Source organism: Tessaracoccus bendigoensis DSM 12906 (assembly GCF_900141915.1).
In the GTDB taxonomy this organism is placed as follows: Bacteria; Actinomycetota; Actinomycetes; order Propionibacteriales; family Propionibacteriaceae; genus Arachnia; species Arachnia bendigoensis.
The window spans coordinates 32,750-47,853 of sequence record NZ_FQZG01000014.1; the positions used below are offsets into that span (position 1 = coordinate 32,750).

Sequence of the window (15,104 nt, forward strand, 5' to 3'; positions counted from 1 at the left end):
TGCGCACTCTCCTGATCGGTCAGCGGATGAACTGGGCCGCGTCGGCGAACAGGCTCAGCAGGCTGCCCGGCACGAGGCCGAGGACAAGAGTAGCGACCGCGGTGACCAGGAGCACAACCCACGTCCACAGCGAGGGCGACTCGACGTCTCCGACGGTGTCCTCGTCCGCGTCTTGGAACCACATGGCCACGACGACCTTCAGGTAGAAGAACGCGGCAACGGCCGAGGTCAGAAGGGCCACCAGGACGAGCCAGCCGTAGCCGCCCACCCAGGCCGCGGAGAACACCGTCAGCTTCCCGATGAAACCGGCCGTCGGCGGGATGCCGGCGAAGCTGAGCATGAACAGCGTCATGAGGACCGCCAGCAGCGGGTTCCGCTTCCCCAACCCCTTCCACGCGTCGAGCGCGTTCGCCTCGCCGCCGGAGCGACGCACCATGGTGACGATCGCGAAGGCGCCGAGGGTCGCTAGGCCGTAGGTCAGGAGGTAGAAGGCGATTGAGCTGACCGACGAGACGGCCACGCCCTCGCCGCCACCCACCGCTCCGACGACGCCAACCAGGATGAAGCCGGCGTGCGCGATCGACGAGTACGCCAGCAGCCGCTTCATATCGGTCTGCGCGAGGGCGACGGTCGAGCCGAGCACCATGGTCGCTACGGCGACTACCGAGAACAGCAACTGCCAGTCCCACTGCGCCCCACCGAGACCGACATAGAACACCCGGAGCAGCCCTGCGACCGCGGCGGTCTTGGTGGCCACAGCCATGAACGCCGTGACCGGCGTGGGGGCTCCCATGTAGACGTCGGGGGTCCAGGCGTGGAACGGTACCGCGCCGATCTTGAACAGCAACCCGACCGAGGTGAGGAGCAACCCGGCGAGGAGCAGGCCCTGGCTCGCGGTGCCTGCGGTGATCGCGGCGTCGATGTCTGCCAACTGCAGGCCACCGGAGTAGCCGTACAGCAGCGCGATGCCGTAGAGCATGATCGCAGACGCCAGCGAACCGAGCAGGAAGTACTTCAGCGCTGCCTCCTGGCTGAGGAGTCGGCGACGACGTGCCATGCCGGTGAGCAGGTAGAGCGGCAGCGAAAAGATCTCCACGGCCACGAACAGCACGAGCAGGTTGTTCGCGGATGCGAACAGCATCATGCCGAACAGCGAGAACAACAGCAGCGGGAAGATCTCGGTGTGTTCCCGGCGCAGCCGGTCCGCCTCCCGCTCCAGCGGCGACCCGGGCACGGTCGAGGCGGCCGATGCGAACGCCGAGCGGCCGTCGAAGCCACGCTCGGCGAACAGAGCCACCGCGCCGAGGCCGACCACCAGCAGCAGCGACCAGAACACGTTGGTCGGGCCGTCGACGGCGACCAGGCCCTCGGCGACGATGCTTGGGGGCATGGTTGCCCAGTTCGTGACCGTCAGCGTCAGAGCAGCGACGATCGCGAGCACCGAAAGGGCGGTCTGGGCCAGGTAGCGATACGACCTCGGCACGACGGCCTCGAGCACGATCGCGAGGCACCCGACGCCGAGCAGGACCAGCAGCGGCGACAGCGCCATCCACTCGAGCTCGACCGCCGGAATATCAGGGAGGGTCTCCAACAGGTTGATCATCAGTTGCCTTCCTCGACCTGCGGGGCGGGATCGGTCACGCCGACGCTCACCATCGTGCCGCGCGCCGATTCATCGGCCACGGAGAGCAGCGGCTTGGGGAAGAAGCCGAACAGCAACAGGAGAGCGATCAACGGGGCGACGACCGCCTTCTCGCGGAGCGAGAGGTCTGTCGTGACGTGGGTTTCGACCTGGTCGGTGACGGGACCGGTCATTGTGCGGAGATACATCCGGAGCACGTAGACGGCCGCCAGCACGGTCCCGAGCGTGATCACCGCCGTGTGGATCGGGTAGCGCTGCCACGAACCGGCCATCACCAGGAACTCGGAAACGAAGCTGCCCATGCCGGGAAGCGCGAGCGCCGAGAGTCCGGAGAACAGCAGGACACCGGCAAGCACCGGCGCGACCTTCTGGACGCCGCCGAACGCGTCGATGTCGGCCGACCCGCGGCGTCGAATCATGAATCCGACCACCAGGAACATTGCTGCGGTGGACAGTCCGTGGTTCAGCATGTAGAAGATCGAACCGCTCAGCGACTGCGTCGTCAGGGCGAAGATTCCAAACACCATGAAACCGAAGTGGCTGATCGAGGTGTAGGACACGAGCCGCAGCAGGTCCTTGGATTGGATGGCGAGCAGGGCACCGTAGATGACCGAGACGATCGCCCAGATCAGGATCACGGGGGTCGCCCATCGCGAAGCCTCCGGGAACACCCACAGGCACACCTTGATCATGCCGAAGGTGCCGATCTTGTCGAGGATGCCCACCAGGAGAGTGGACGTTCCGGGGGTGGCCTGCTCAGCCGAGTCCGGCAGCCAGGTGTGGAGCCCAGCCATCGGGGCCTTCACCGCGAAGGCGAAGAAGAACCCGGCGAAGAGCCAACGCCCGAGCGAATTGTCCAGGTCGAGTTCCATCAGGTCACCGAGCAGGAAGCTCGGCTCCCCCGCAGACGCCGACACCGCATACAGGCCCGCGACGGCGACCAGCATGACGAGCCCGCCGACCAACGAATAGATCAGGAACTTCACAGCCGCCTGCCGACGGGCCGGGCCGCCGTAGCCGGCGATCAGGAAGTATGTCGGGATCAGCGTGGCCTCGAACGCGAGGTAGAACAACAGCAGGTCATCGGCCATGAAGACCAGAAGAGCGAAGCCCTGCAGGAGCAGCGCGAGCGCGAAGAAGACGTTGCTCCCCCACCGCGCGGTCGCATCCTCCCCGACGTGCCACTCGGCGAGCAGCACCACGGGTACGAGGATCACGGTCATCAGGACCAGGGTGGCGCTGATTCCGTCGAGCCCGAGCGCGTAGTACGCGCCGAGCGCGGGGATCCAGCTGACCCGCTCAGTGACGTCAGCGCCCTGGATGCTGAGCACGAAGGCGAGCACTCCGATGACGGCGGTGGTCAAGGCGAGGCCGTAACCGACGAGTCGTCCGACCTGGGGTTTGAGGAAGAAGACCACCACGGCACCGATGATCGGCACCAAGGCGAGGATGGTCAGAAGTGGCAATGGCATATCTCAGTTCTCCTTAGCCCAGCTGCCCGAGCCACATGACGACCCCGAGCACCAGCAGGCCGGCCGCGAGGACCAGGCCGTAGGTGCGCGAGTAGCCGTTCTCAGCCTTGCGTAGCCACTGGCCGAGCCCGGAGGCGACCGTGGCGGAACCCCGCGCGGCACCGTCGACCACGGCGTGGTCGAAGGTGGCGAGGCCCTCTGCGGTGGCCAGAGTCGGCCGGATGACCGCGTACTCGTTGACCGCATCGCCGAACAGGTCGTTTCGACCCGCGTAGACCAGTGGGTTACGGGTGGGGGGTTGCACAGTTGCGGTCTCCCCGCGGTACAGGATCCAGCCGAGGGCGACACCCACCGCGACCACGGCCAGGGTGATCCACCCGATGGTCGTGAAGTGCAAGAGCGATGCTTCGTGCGCGACCTGGCCGGTCGTCGGCTCAAGCCACTCCTGGATCCAGTTGTTCATCACTAGGCCGCCGATGATCGAGGCGATGGCCAGTAGGATCAACGGGACCGTCATCACGGCAGGCGACTCGTGCGGGTGCACGCCCTTCTGCCAGCGCTGGCTCCCGAAGAAGGTCATCATCATCAGGCGAGTCATGTAGAACGCGGTGATTCCTGCGCCTACCAAGGCCAGCACGCCGATCAGGGTGCTGTGCTCGAACGCGGCCTCGATGATGTGGTCCTTCGAGAAGAAGCCGGCCGTGAACGGGAACCCGATGATCGCCAGGTAGCCCATCGCGAAGGTCAGGAAGGTCACCTTCATCGCCTTCGCGAGGCCACCGTAGTGGCGCATGTCCACGTCGTCGTTCATGCCGTGCATGACCGAACCGGCGCCAAGGAACATGTTGGCCTTGAAGAAGCCGTGGGTGAGCAGGTGGAAGATCGCGAACGACGCGCCGATCGGGCCGAGGCCCGCCGCGAGCATCATGTAACCGATCTGCGACATGGTCGAACCGGCGAGGACCTTCTTGATGTCGTCCTTGGAGGTACCGATCCAGGCGCCGAACAAGAGCGTGATCGTGCCGATGACCACGACCGCGGTCTGGGCGATCGGTGCCACGGCGTAGATGGCGTTCGAGCGGACGACGAGGTAGACGCCGGCCGTGACCATCGTGGCGGCGTGGATGAGGGCGGACACGGGGGTCGGGCCCTCCATCGCGTCCAGCAACCAGGACTGCAGGGGGAACTGCGCCGACTTGCCGCAGGCGCCGATGAGCAGGAAGACGCCGATCAGGGTCGCCCACAGCGGGGTCAGCTCCCCGGCACCCGCATTGACGTCCTCGAACCGGACCGAGCCGAACTGCGCGAACATCGTGAAGATCGCCATCGACAGACCGAGGTCGCCGACGCGGTTGACGATGAACGCCTTGTTGCCGGCCTTTGAAGCGGAGGGCTTGTGTGCCCAGAAGCTGATCAGGAGGTAGGAGGCGAGGCCCACGCCCTCCCAGCCGAGGAACAGCACGAGGTAGTTGTCGGCCAGCACCAGGATCAGCATGGCCGCGATGAACAGGTTCAGGTACGCGAAGAACCGGCGCCGCCTGTCATCGTGGGCCATGTAGCCGATCGAGTAGATGTGGATCAGGGTACCGACGCCGGTGATCAGCAGCACGAAGAGGATCGAGAGTTGGTCGGCCTGGAAGCCGAACTCGACCTTCCACGAGCCGGTGGCGATCCATTCGTAGACGCCGGTGTTGATCGAGCGTGCTTCGGCCGGGGAGCCGAGCAGTTGGACGAACAGCACGACGCCGAGCACGAAGGAGACTGCGACGGCGGCGGTGGCCAGCAGGTGCCCCCAGGCGTCGGTTGCCTTGCCCGCCAAGAGCAGGATGGCGGAACAGGCCAGCGGAATCGCGATCAGCAACCAGACCATCAGGCCGGGGCTCGCGAATGCGGAAACGGTTTCGAGGAGTTGCACGCTTCTAAACCCCTTAGAACTTCATCAGGTTGGCGTCGTCGACCGAAGCCGAGCGGCGGGCACGATAGACGGCGACGATTACCGCCAGGCCGACCACCACTTCTGCGGCAGCCACGACCATCACGAAGAACGCCGCGAGTTCGCCCTCCAGGTTGCCGTGGAACCGGGCGAACCCGACGAATGCCAGGTTGGTGGAGTTGAGCATCAGCTCGATGCTCATAAAGGCGATGATCGCGTTGCGGCGCAGCAGGAATCCTGCGAGCCCGATCACGAACAGGATCGCCGAAAGGACCAGGAAGCCCTCGGGGTTCATTCGTCGTCTCCTTCGATCTCGGCATCGCGCGCCTCGAGGACCGCGTAGGCCGCGTTGGTGGCGGAGCGAAGCTCCTCGACGTTGACCAGCGCGCCGCGCATGGTCAGTGTCCGGCTTACGGACTTCTCAGCGACCGACCCGTCGGGCAGGAGCGCTGGCGTCGAGATGGCATTGCTGCGGGCGAAGACTCCCGAGTTGGGAAGCGGCGTCGGTGACACGCCGTCCTCGGCGTAGGACCGCACCCGGTCTTCGAGCTGCTCGCTCTGACTCACCTTCTTCTTCAACCGTTCGCCGTGCGCTAGGAGCATCGCGCCGACGGCTGCGGTGATCAGCAGGGCGGCGGTCGCCTCGAACAGGAACACATACTTCGTGAACAGCAACGCCGCGAGCGACTGGATGTTGCCGCCGTAGGCGTCGTTGGCTTCCGCGAGCCCTGCGGGCTCACGACCGAGGGTGAACTGGCCGACGGCCGAGATCAGCAGGATGCCGAGCCCGATCGCCACCAGGGTCGATGCGATCCGGTGACCTTTGAGCGTCTCAACGACAGAGTCCGACGAGTCGACCCCGACGAGCATCACCACGAAGAGGAACATCATCAGGATCGCGCCCGTGTAGACCACGATCTGGATCACGAACAGGAAGGGTGCGTCCTGCGCGGCGTACAGCACGGCGATCGCGATCATCACGCCTGCGACGCTGATCGCGGCGTGCACGGGTTTGCGGGCCAGTAGCAGGCCGAGCGCGCACAGCACGGCGATCGGGCCGCACACCCAGAAGGCGACCGAGCTTGCGGTCACCAGCGGGATCATGGGGATCATTTGGCCGCTCCTGAGTTCGAGGCGGTGCGGGTGTCTGGGGTGCCCGTGTCAGGCAGCCCGAGGAAATACGTCTGCTCGTCGTCGCCGAGCCTGCGCGGGTGTGGTGGTTGCTCCATGCCAGGCAGCAGCGGTGCAAGCAGATCCTGCTTCTCGTAGATCATCTTCGTGCGGGTGGTATTGGAGATCTTGAACTCGTTTGTCATCGTGAGCGCCCTGGTCGGGCAAGCCTCGATGCACATACCGCAGAAGATGCAGCGCAGGTAGTTGATCTGGTAGACGTGGCCGAAGCGCTCACCGGGCGAATAGCGGTTCTCTTCGGTGTTGTCTGCGCCCTCCACGTAGATCGCATCCGCCGGGCAGGCCCATGCGCACAGCTCACAGCCGACGCACTTCTCAAGGCCGTCCGGCCAGCGATTCAGCTGGTGGCGGCCGTGGAAGCGCGGCATCGTGACCTTCTCCTTACCCTTCTGGGGATACCCCTGGGTGAAGGTCTTGCGGAAGATCGTGTTGAAGGTGATACCGAACCCGGCCCACTGTTCCTTGAAGCCCATCAGGATTCCTTCCCTTCCACGACCGTCTCGACGGCCGGTTCATCCGCACTGGCCCCGGCCACGACCCCCACGAGCTCAGGCAGCACCTGCCCGGGCATCGGGGGCACCGGGTAGCCTCCCGCGAAGGCGTCGAAGACCTCGTCGGCCGCGGGCTGTTCGACCGTCGGCTCGGTCGACTGCGGCCGGTTCGCGCCGAAGATCCAGTAGAGGACCAACATCACCAGGAGACCCAGCCCGATGGTGGCGTTGCGCCAGGGGCTGTTGGCCACGAGTGCCACGATCACGATCCAGATCAGCCCAAGCTCGATCAGGACCTTCCAGCCCAGGTTCATGAACTGGTCATAGCGGAACCGGGGCAGCGTGCCGCGCAGCCACACGAAGCCGGAGAATAGCAACTGCACCTTCAGGACGAACCAGAGTGGCCCGAACCACGGGTTGTTGAAGAACTCGATCATGTTCAGCGGCCACGGGGTGAGGTAGCCGCCCAGGAAAAGGGTCGTGCAGACCGCAGAAACCGTCGCCATGTTGATGTATTCGGCAAGGAAGTAGAGCGCGTAGCGGAACCCGCTGTACTCGGTGAGGTACCCGGAGACGAGCTCGGATTCGCACTCCGGCAGGTCGAACGGTGCACGGTTCGTCTCGCCGACCATGGAGATCGCGTAGATCACGAACGATGGGAACAACAGCAGGGCATACCAGCCGGGCAGCCCGAAGTTGATCTGCTGGTTGATGATCGGGATGACGAAACTGACGGTCTCGCGCTGGGATTCGACGATCTGGTGCGTCGACATCGTGCCCGCCATCAGGAAGACACCGACCATGGCGAGACCCATCGCGATCTCGTAGGAGATCATCTGCGCGGTCGAGCGGATCGACCCGAGGAACGAGTAGGTGGAGTTGCCCGCCCAACCGGCCAGCACGATGCCGTAGATGCCGATGGAAGCGGTCGCCAGGATGAACACCGCCGCGACCGGCAGGTCGGTGACCTGGAGCCGGGTCTCGACCCCGAACATCGTGACGTCACCGCCGAATGGAATCACCGTCCAGCAGGTGAACGCGGCCACCGCCGTCAACAGCGGTGCCAGCGAGAAGATGAACTTGTCGGCATGCTTCGGACGGAAATCCTCCTTGGCCAGCAGTTTCGCTCCGTCTGCCAGCGCCTGTCCGAGGCCGAACGGGCCGTTCATGATCGGGCCTAGACGGTGCTGCATCTTGCCGACGAGGCGGCGCTCGTACCAGACATTGAAGATGGTCCAGACCAGGAGGATGACGAACAGCGCCACCACCTTGATCAGGGTGAGCCACCAGGGGTCGTGGAAGAACCAGTTGGGCATCTCTTACTCTCCTTCGTCCGCGAAGACGGCCGAGACCGTGACCGGGGTGCCGGGTGCCGCCCACAGGCGGTCGGTCCGGCTTGGATTCATCGGGACCCAGACGACGTCGTCGACCATGCCATCTGTCGCCTCAAGGGGCAGCAGCACCTCGCGCGTTCCGTCGCTCACTCGCACGATGTCGCCGAGCGCGAGACGCTCGGCCGTCACCGGTGAGAGCCGGGCGAGCGCCGGGCGGGCCGTGGCCCGGAGCGCCAACTCGAAGTCGTTGCCCTGTGAGGCGTCGAGAAGCTCACGCCAGGACGCAAGCGCGATGCCTTCGCTCTTGACGTGTGTGCCGCCCCTCGTGGCAGCGGGGCGGGTGCCGTCCCACTGGCCGAGTTCGTTGAGATCGGCGAACGCCTGCTTCGCGGCCCGGAACCCGAGGTCGGCGCCGAAGGCGTCGGCGAGGGCGGCCAGGATGCGCAGGTCGGTCATCGGCGTGACCGGCTGCCGGTTTACGTTGTTGACCCGTCCGGCGCGGTGCTCCCAGTTCAGGAAGTTACCTGCCTGCTCCTCCAGGAGCGACGCGGGCAGCACCACGTCAGCGCGTTCGGTGACGGCGCTCATCCGCTGCTCGATGCTGAGCACGAAGTCCGCGTTGTCGAGCCCCGCGAGGGCCGTCGTCGGGTCGGCCAGGTCGTAGGGGTCGACTCCCGCGATCAGGACCGCCTTGAGGCTGCCGTTGGCCAGCGCCGCGAACTGCTCATCCCCGCTGAGACCGGGAGTTCCCGGAAGGGTCGGGACGCCCCAATGGGCCGCGACATCGACGCGTGCGCGTACATCGGTGGTCGGGCGCCCACCGGGTAGCAGGCCGGGGAGGCAACCGGCTTCGAGCGCACCGACCTCGCCCGCGCGGCGGGGAATCCACGCCAACCTGGCGCCGGTCTGAGCGGCTCGCGCCGTCGCGGTGCTGAGCACGCCCGGCAGGGTGGCGACCCGCTCCCCCAGCAGGACCACCGTGCCGGAATCAAGTCCGTCGAGGCCGGCGAGTGCTGCGGCCTCGCCGCCCGGGGCGACCGGGACGAGCGTCGCGTTGAGCTTGGCGGTTCCGCGCGAGGCGAACGGTGCAAGCGTCGTGACCTGCAGGCGGTTCTTCCGTACCGCCTTGCGGAGCCGCAGGAAGACGATCGGGGATTCGTCTTCCGGCTCGAAGCCGACCAGCACCACATGCGAGGCCGAATCGAAGTCGGCGTAGTTGACGGATTCTGCGACCGTGCGACCGGCTACGTTAGCGGCCAAGAACCTGGCTTCCTCGTGCGAGGCGGGGCGGGAGCGGAAATCGATGTTGTTGGTGCCGAGCACCACGCGGGCGAACTTCGAGTAGCCGTAGGCATTCTCAACCGTCAGCCGACCACCGGTCTGTACCCCGACGGCCCCGGCGGCCGCCCGGAGCCCGTGGACCACCACGTCGATGGCTTCCGGCCAGGACGCGGGTTGCAGGACGCCGTCACGACGCACCAGCGGACGGGTGACCCGATCGTCGCCCCGCCCGTACATGAACCCGAATCGGCCCTTGTCGCAGCTCCATTCCTCGTTGACTTCCGGGAGGTTACCCGCGAGGCGTCGCTTGACCTGGTGGTGTCTCTGGTCGGTGCGCAACTGACACCCGGCAGCACAGTGTTCGCAGGTGGTGGTCGTCGACACGAGATCGAACGGCCGGGACTGGAAGCGGTATGCGGCCGAGGTCAGCGCGCCGACGGGGCAGATCTGGACGACGTTGCCGGAGAAGTAGGAATCGTACGGGTCCTGCTCGTAGGTGCCGATCTGCTGTAGCGCTCCTCGCTCAACGAGCGCGATGAAGGGGTCACCTGAGATCTGCTCCGAGAACCGGGTACAGCGGGCACACAGCACACAGCGCTCACGGTCGAGCAGGATCTGCGCCGAGATGTTGACGGGCTTGGGGAACGTGCGCTTGCGACCGAGGTAGCGACTCTCACCGTAGCCGTGGCTGAGCGACTGGTTCTGCAGCGGGCATTCGCCGCCCTTGTCGCAGATGGGGCAGTCGAGCGGGTGATTGATCAGCAGCAGCTCGAGCATGCCTTCCTGTGCCTTCTTGGCGACGGGGCTGCTGACCTGGGTGTTGACCTTCATGCCCTCTGCGACCGGCATCGTGCAGGAGGCCTGCGGCTTCGGGAAGCCGCGCCCGTTGCCTGCATCGGGGATCTCGACCATGCACTGGCGGCAGGCGCCGACTGGGTCGAGCAGCGGATGGTCGCAGAACCTGGGGATGGCGGTACCGATCATCTCGGCGGCGCGGATGATCAGGGTCCCCTTCGGGACACTGACCTGCGTGCCGTCGATGGTCAGCGTGACCATGTCGGGTTTCGGGGTCACCTCAGCGGAGGTCTTGGCGTCGACGGTCATCGTGCGTCTCCTTCCACGGTGAACAGGGCGCTCTTCTCATAGGGGAACAGCTCCCAGGCAGGCGTGTGGTAGCCCAACTCGAACTCGGGACGGAAATGCCTGACGGCGCTGGTCAGGCAGGCGACGGCGCCGTCGGCCAGCGCGCAGAACGAACGCCCACCGATGTTGTCGCAGATGTCGAGCATCTTGTCGACGTCGCCTTCCTGCGCGGTGCCGGCCTCGAACTTCATCAACATCTGCACGAGCCACCATGAGCCCTCACGGCATGGGGTGCACTTGCCGCAACTCTCATGCTTGTAGAACTCGACGAACCGGAGCGTGGTGCGCACGATTGAGGTCGTCTCGTCGAAGACCTGGAGCGCCTTGGTGCCCAACATGCTGCCAGCCCCGGCCATCCCCTCGTAGTCGAGCGGCAGGTCGAGGGCGTCAGCCGTGAGGATCGGGGTGGATGAGCCGCCGGGGGTGAAGAACTTCAGCTCGTGGCCGTCACGGATACCGCCGGCGAGGTCGATCAGTTGCCTGAGCGTAATGCCCATGGGCGCCTCGAACTGGCCAGCGCGCTTCACGTGCCCCGAGAGGGAGTACAGCGTGAAGCCCTTGGACTTCTCGGTGCCCATCGACTGGAACCAGGCGGCACCGTTCGCCACGATCGACGGCACGGAGGCGATCGACTCGACGTTGTTGATCACGGTAGGCGACGCGTAGAGGCCGGCGACGGCCGGGAACGGCGGGCGGAGGCGGGGTTGGCCGCGGCGTCCCTCAAGGGAGTCGAGCAGCGCCGTCTCCTCACCGCAGATGTAGGCACCGGCGCCGGCGTGGACGATGATGTCGAGGTCGTAGCCGGTGCCGAGGATGTTCCTGCCGAGGTAGCCTGCGGCGTAAGCCTCCCGCACCGCCTGCTGCAGGCGACGGATCACGTGCAGCACCTCGCCCCGGCAATAGATGAACGCCGTGTGTGAGTTGATCGCGAACGACGAGATGATGATGCCCTCGACGAGCGTGTGGGGGCTGGCCATCAGGAGCGGCATGTCCTTGCAGGTGCCAGGCTCCGATTCGTCTGCATTCACGACGAGGTACTTGGGGTTCGGGTTGTCCTGCGGGACGAATGACCACTTCATGCCCGTCGGGAACCCAGCGCCGCCACGCCCACGCAGGTTGGCGTCCTTGACCAGCGAGATGACGTCGGTGGGCGCCATCGCGAGCGCCTTCCGCATGGCCCGGTATCCGCCGGTCGCCTCGTAGCGAGCCAGCTTCCAGGAATTGTCCGCGCCCCAGTTGGCGCTGAGGACGGGGGTGAGGAGATCGGTCATTTGGTTTCTCCCTGCTTCGGCGCGGCCGGCGGGGCGTCCGGGGACGGCGCCGTCCAGTCATTCTCGGCGGCGATCTCGCGGCCGAGGAGCGAGGCATGGCCCGCGGAGGGCCCCTCGTCGGCGCGACCGTCGGGGAAACCGGCCAACACCCGCTCGGCCTCACGCCAACTCGTGATGGTAGCCCCGCGTGGCGAGACGACCTCACGGTCTTCCCGCAGGTCACCCAGCAGGTGCTCGAGCTTCTGCGGCGTCATGTTGTCGAAGAACTCCCAGTTGACCATCGTGACGGGCGCGAAGTCACATGCGGCGTTGCACTCGAGACGCTCCAGCGAGATCTGGCCGTCGGGGGTCGTCTGGTTCTCGTCGATGCCGAGGAACTCCTTGGCCCGTTCGAGCAGGATGTCGCCACCCATCACCGCACAGAGCGCGGTGGTGCAGATGCCGACGTGCTGCTTTCCCGCGGGGCGACGCTTGTACATGGTGTAGAACGTGGCCACCCCCGAGACCTGCGCGGTGGTGATCCCCAGGATCTCCGCACAGACCTCGATGCCGCGGGGGCTGATCCGCCCGTCGATCGACTGGACGAGGTGCAACATCGGCAGCAGGGCCGAGCGGGGCTGGGGGTAGCGTTCGGCGAGGCTGCGGAGCTCCTCGAGCCCCAACTCGTCGATGTCGGTCGACTGGTCGGTGTAGTCGACCGAACCGGAGTCGGGGAAGTGGCTGGCAAAGTGGCCGCTCATCGGTCCACACCTCCAAGGACTGGGTCGAGGCTGGCGACGGCGACGACGACGTCGGACATCATGCCGCCCTCACACATCGCCGGTACAGACTGCAGATGGTTGAAGCCCGGATCACGGAAATGCACACGGTAAGGGCGGTTGCCGCCATCGGAGACGACGTGGCAGGCGAGCTCACCCTTGGGAGACTCGATGGCCTGGTACACCTGGCCGACCGGCACCTTGAAACCCTCGGTAACGATCTTGAAGTGGTGAATCAGCGCCTCCATGGACTGCCCCATGATGTGGCGGATGTGCTCGTTGGAGTTGCCCTGGCCGTCGGGGCCGACGGTGAGCTGCGCAGGCCAGGCGATCTTCGGATCGGCCACCATGACCGGCTCGCCCTGGCTCCTGGCGAGGCGTTCGTAACACTGCTCGACGATTCTGAGGGACTCCCAGCACTCCTGGAGTCGGATCCTGAACCGGCCGTAGGCGTCATCCGAAGCCCAGGTAACGACATCGAAATCGTAGGTCTCGTAGCCGCAGTAGGGCTGCGTTTTCCGTAGATCCCAGCCGTAGCCGGTGGAGCGCAGCGGCGGACCGGTCACACCGAGCATCATGCAGGCGGACAGGTCCATCTTTGCGATGTCAGCCATCCTGCCGATGAAGATCGGGTTCTCGTTGCAGAACCCGGCATACTCGGGCAGGTGCTTCTTCAACCAGTCGATCACGGTGCGGAGGTGCTCGAGCCCATTCTCTGGCAGATCGTTTGCCACACCGCCCGGCCGGATGTAGGCGTTGTTCATGCGTAGCCCGGACACGGCCTCGAAGAAGTCGAGGATCATCTCGCGTTCACGGAACGCGATCGTCATCATCGTGAGCGCCCCGATCTCCATGCCACCGGTGCCCATCGCGACCAGGTGCGAGGCGAGCCGGTTGAGCTCCATCATCAGCACCCGGATCACCGTGGCCCGCTCAGGGATGTCATCGGTGATGCCGAGCAGCTTCTCCACCGCGAGGCAGTAGACGGCCTCGTTGAAGATGGGTGCGACGTAGTCCATGCGCGTGACATAGGTAACGCCCTGGGTCCAGGTCTTGAACTCCATGTTCTTCTCGATACCGGTGTGCAGGAAGCCGATCCCGGGGCGGATCGACTTGACCGTCTCACCGTCCATCTCGAGGATCAGGCGGAGGACACCGTGCGTGGACGGGTGCTGCGGGCCCATGTTGACGACGATGGTCTCATCGCCACGCTCTGCCTGTTCACCGGCGATGTCCGCCCAGTCGCCACCCTGCGCCAGGTAGACGCGGTCGACCTTCTCATCCCCGGTGCCGGCGAAGATGTCTTCGGTAGCTGCGTGCGTGCTCATCAGAAGTAGGACCTCCGGTTGTCGGGAGCGGGCACCTTCGCACCCTTGTATTCGACGTCGACACCGCCGAGGGGGTAGTCCTTGCGTTGCGGGTGTCCCTGCCAGTCGTCCGGCATCAGGATCCGGGTGAGTGACGGATGCCCGTCGAAGACGATGCCGAACATGTCCCACGTCTCGCGTTCGTGCCAGTCGACCATCGGGTAGATCGCGGCCAGCGACGGAATGTGCGGATCATCCTCGGGACACGTCACCTCGAGTCGGACGCGCCGGTTGTGCGTGTAGCTGAGCAGATGGGCGACGCTGTGCAGTTCACTCCCGCTCTCCTCGGGGTAGTGAACCCCGTTGACGGAGACGCACACCTCGAACCGCAGGTGCGCGTCGTCCCTGAAGACCTTGGCCACCTCGAGCAACTGATCACGCGGCACGTAGATCGTCAACTCGCCACGGTCGAACAGGAATCGCGCGTCGGCAAGGGATGGGATCAGTTCGATCGCCCTGCTGTGGATGGCGTCGAACGGCTGGCCGAACGGCGGTTCCGTCTGGCCCGGCATCGACAGGTGACGGACCAGGCCGTTGTAGCCGGAGGTGTCGCTGGAACCGGCCGTCCACATCCCCTTGCGGGTCTCGAACACCGATCGGGAAACGGCCTCGTCGCCGGTGGCCGGCAGGTTCTGCTCCGGGGTCTGCTCGCTCATCGCATGAGGCCCTTCATCTCGATCTTGGCGGGGGCGGCGAGCGCAGCCTGCTCGGCCTCTTCGATCGCGGCGGCCTCGTTCGGGCCGATCGGGCGGTTCTGCACCATCTTGCGGAGCTTGAACATCGCCTCGATCAGCATGTCCGGCCTGGGCGGACAACCGGGAACGTACATGTCGACCGGCAGGAAGTGGTCACAACCCTGGACGATGGCGTAGTTGTTGAACATGCCTCCAGATGACGCGCAGGCGCCCATGGACAGGACCCACTTGGGATTCGGCATCTGATCGTAAACCTGGCGGATCACCGGGGCCATCTTCTGCGAGACACGCCCGGAGACGATCATCAGGTCGGCCTGGCGAGGGGAGGCGCGGAACACCTCCTGACCCCATCGACCAGAGTCGTAGCGGGGCGTGCCAAAGGCCATCATCTCGATGGCGCAGCAGGCCAGACCCATCGTCGCCGGCCAGAAGGACGCCTGCCGCAACCAGCCGAACACTCCCTCGAGAGTGGTCAGGAGGATGCCACTGGGAAGCTTGTCTTCGATACCCATCTGATTTACCTTCC

The 15,104-nt window shown here is 65.6% G+C and carries 13 protein-coding genes; all 13 read right to left on the reverse strand.

All coding sequences use genetic code 11. The annotated features are described in order from the left end of the window. Positions 1 to 19 precede the first annotated feature (19 nt). Genes nuoN through BUC15_RS05150 form a run of 13 tightly spaced genes read right to left on the reverse strand, consistent with a single transcriptional unit; the run spans position 20 to position 15,090 of the window. A complete protein-coding gene (nuoN, locus tag BUC15_RS05090) occupies positions 20 to 1,603 on the reverse strand; it encodes an NADH-quinone oxidoreductase subunit NuoN (protein WP_073186456.1) in 1,584 nt (527 codons plus the stop codon). Then, entirely contained in the window at positions 1,603 to 3,114 is a 1,512-nt protein-coding gene (locus BUC15_RS05095; RefSeq protein ID WP_073186457.1) for an NADH-quinone oxidoreductase subunit M, read from the reverse strand. The genes nuoN and BUC15_RS05095 overlap by 1 nt, the downstream gene beginning before the upstream one ends. 13 nt (positions 3,115 to 3,127) lie before the next feature. Continuing rightward, on the reverse strand, positions 3,128 to 4,984 hold the full coding sequence (gene nuoL / locus BUC15_RS05100; protein WP_073186492.1) for an NADH-quinone oxidoreductase subunit L: 1,857 nt from the start codon (positions 4,982 to 4,984) through the stop codon (positions 3,128 to 3,130). Positions 4,985 to 5,042: 58 nt separating this feature from the next. Then, positions 5,043 to 5,342, reverse strand: a complete 300-nt coding sequence (nuoK, locus tag BUC15_RS05105) for an NADH-quinone oxidoreductase subunit NuoK (protein WP_073186458.1) — start codon at positions 5,340 to 5,342, stop codon at positions 5,043 to 5,045. Further along, entirely contained in the window at positions 5,339 to 6,160 is an 822-nt protein-coding gene (locus BUC15_RS05110; protein ID WP_073186459.1) for an NADH-quinone oxidoreductase subunit J, read from the reverse strand. Before BUC15_RS05110 ends, nuoK begins: the two co-directional genes overlap by 4 nt. Further along, positions 6,157 to 6,711 (reverse strand): NADH-quinone oxidoreductase subunit NuoI, encoded by a 555-nt coding sequence (gene nuoI, locus BUC15_RS05115; protein ID WP_073186460.1) that lies wholly within the window; start codon positions 6,709 to 6,711, stop codon positions 6,157 to 6,159. Before nuoI ends, BUC15_RS05110 begins: the two co-directional genes overlap by 4 nt. Beyond that, positions 6,711 to 8,045 (reverse strand): NADH-quinone oxidoreductase subunit NuoH, encoded by a 1,335-nt coding sequence (gene nuoH, locus BUC15_RS05120; protein WP_073186461.1) that lies wholly within the window; start codon positions 8,043 to 8,045, stop codon positions 6,711 to 6,713. Before nuoH ends, nuoI begins: the two co-directional genes overlap by 1 nt. Before the next feature lie 3 nt (positions 8,046 to 8,048). Then, positions 8,049 to 10,448 (reverse strand): NADH-quinone oxidoreductase subunit G, encoded by a 2,400-nt coding sequence (locus BUC15_RS05125; RefSeq protein ID WP_073186462.1) that lies wholly within the window; start codon positions 10,446 to 10,448, stop codon positions 8,049 to 8,051. Next, positions 10,445 to 11,758: an NADH-quinone oxidoreductase subunit NuoF gene (gene nuoF / locus BUC15_RS05130; protein WP_073186463.1), complete on the reverse strand. Its 1,314-nt coding sequence runs from the start codon at positions 11,756 to 11,758 to the stop codon at positions 10,445 to 10,447. The genes BUC15_RS05125 and nuoF overlap by 4 nt, the downstream gene beginning before the upstream one ends. Then, positions 11,755 to 12,498 carry an NADH-quinone oxidoreductase subunit NuoE gene (nuoE, locus tag BUC15_RS05135; protein WP_073186464.1) on the reverse strand — a complete coding sequence of 248 codons (744 nt, stop codon included), beginning with the start codon at positions 12,496 to 12,498 and terminating at the stop codon, positions 11,755 to 11,757. Before nuoE ends, nuoF begins: the two co-directional genes overlap by 4 nt. After that, entirely contained in the window at positions 12,495 to 13,844 is a 1,350-nt protein-coding gene (locus BUC15_RS05140; RefSeq protein ID WP_084189369.1) for an NADH-quinone oxidoreductase subunit D, read from the reverse strand. The genes nuoE and BUC15_RS05140 overlap by 4 nt, the downstream gene beginning before the upstream one ends. Continuing rightward, positions 13,844 to 14,539, reverse strand: a complete 696-nt coding sequence (locus tag BUC15_RS05145; protein WP_073186465.1) for an NADH-quinone oxidoreductase subunit C — start codon at positions 14,537 to 14,539, stop codon at positions 13,844 to 13,846. The genes BUC15_RS05140 and BUC15_RS05145 overlap by 1 nt, the downstream gene beginning before the upstream one ends. Beyond that, positions 14,536 to 15,090, reverse strand: coding sequence for an NADH-quinone oxidoreductase subunit B (locus BUC15_RS05150; RefSeq protein WP_073186466.1), 555 nt, complete (start codon positions 15,088 to 15,090; stop codon positions 14,536 to 14,538). The genes BUC15_RS05145 and BUC15_RS05150 overlap by 4 nt, the downstream gene beginning before the upstream one ends. Positions 15,091 to 15,104 lie beyond the last annotated feature (14 nt).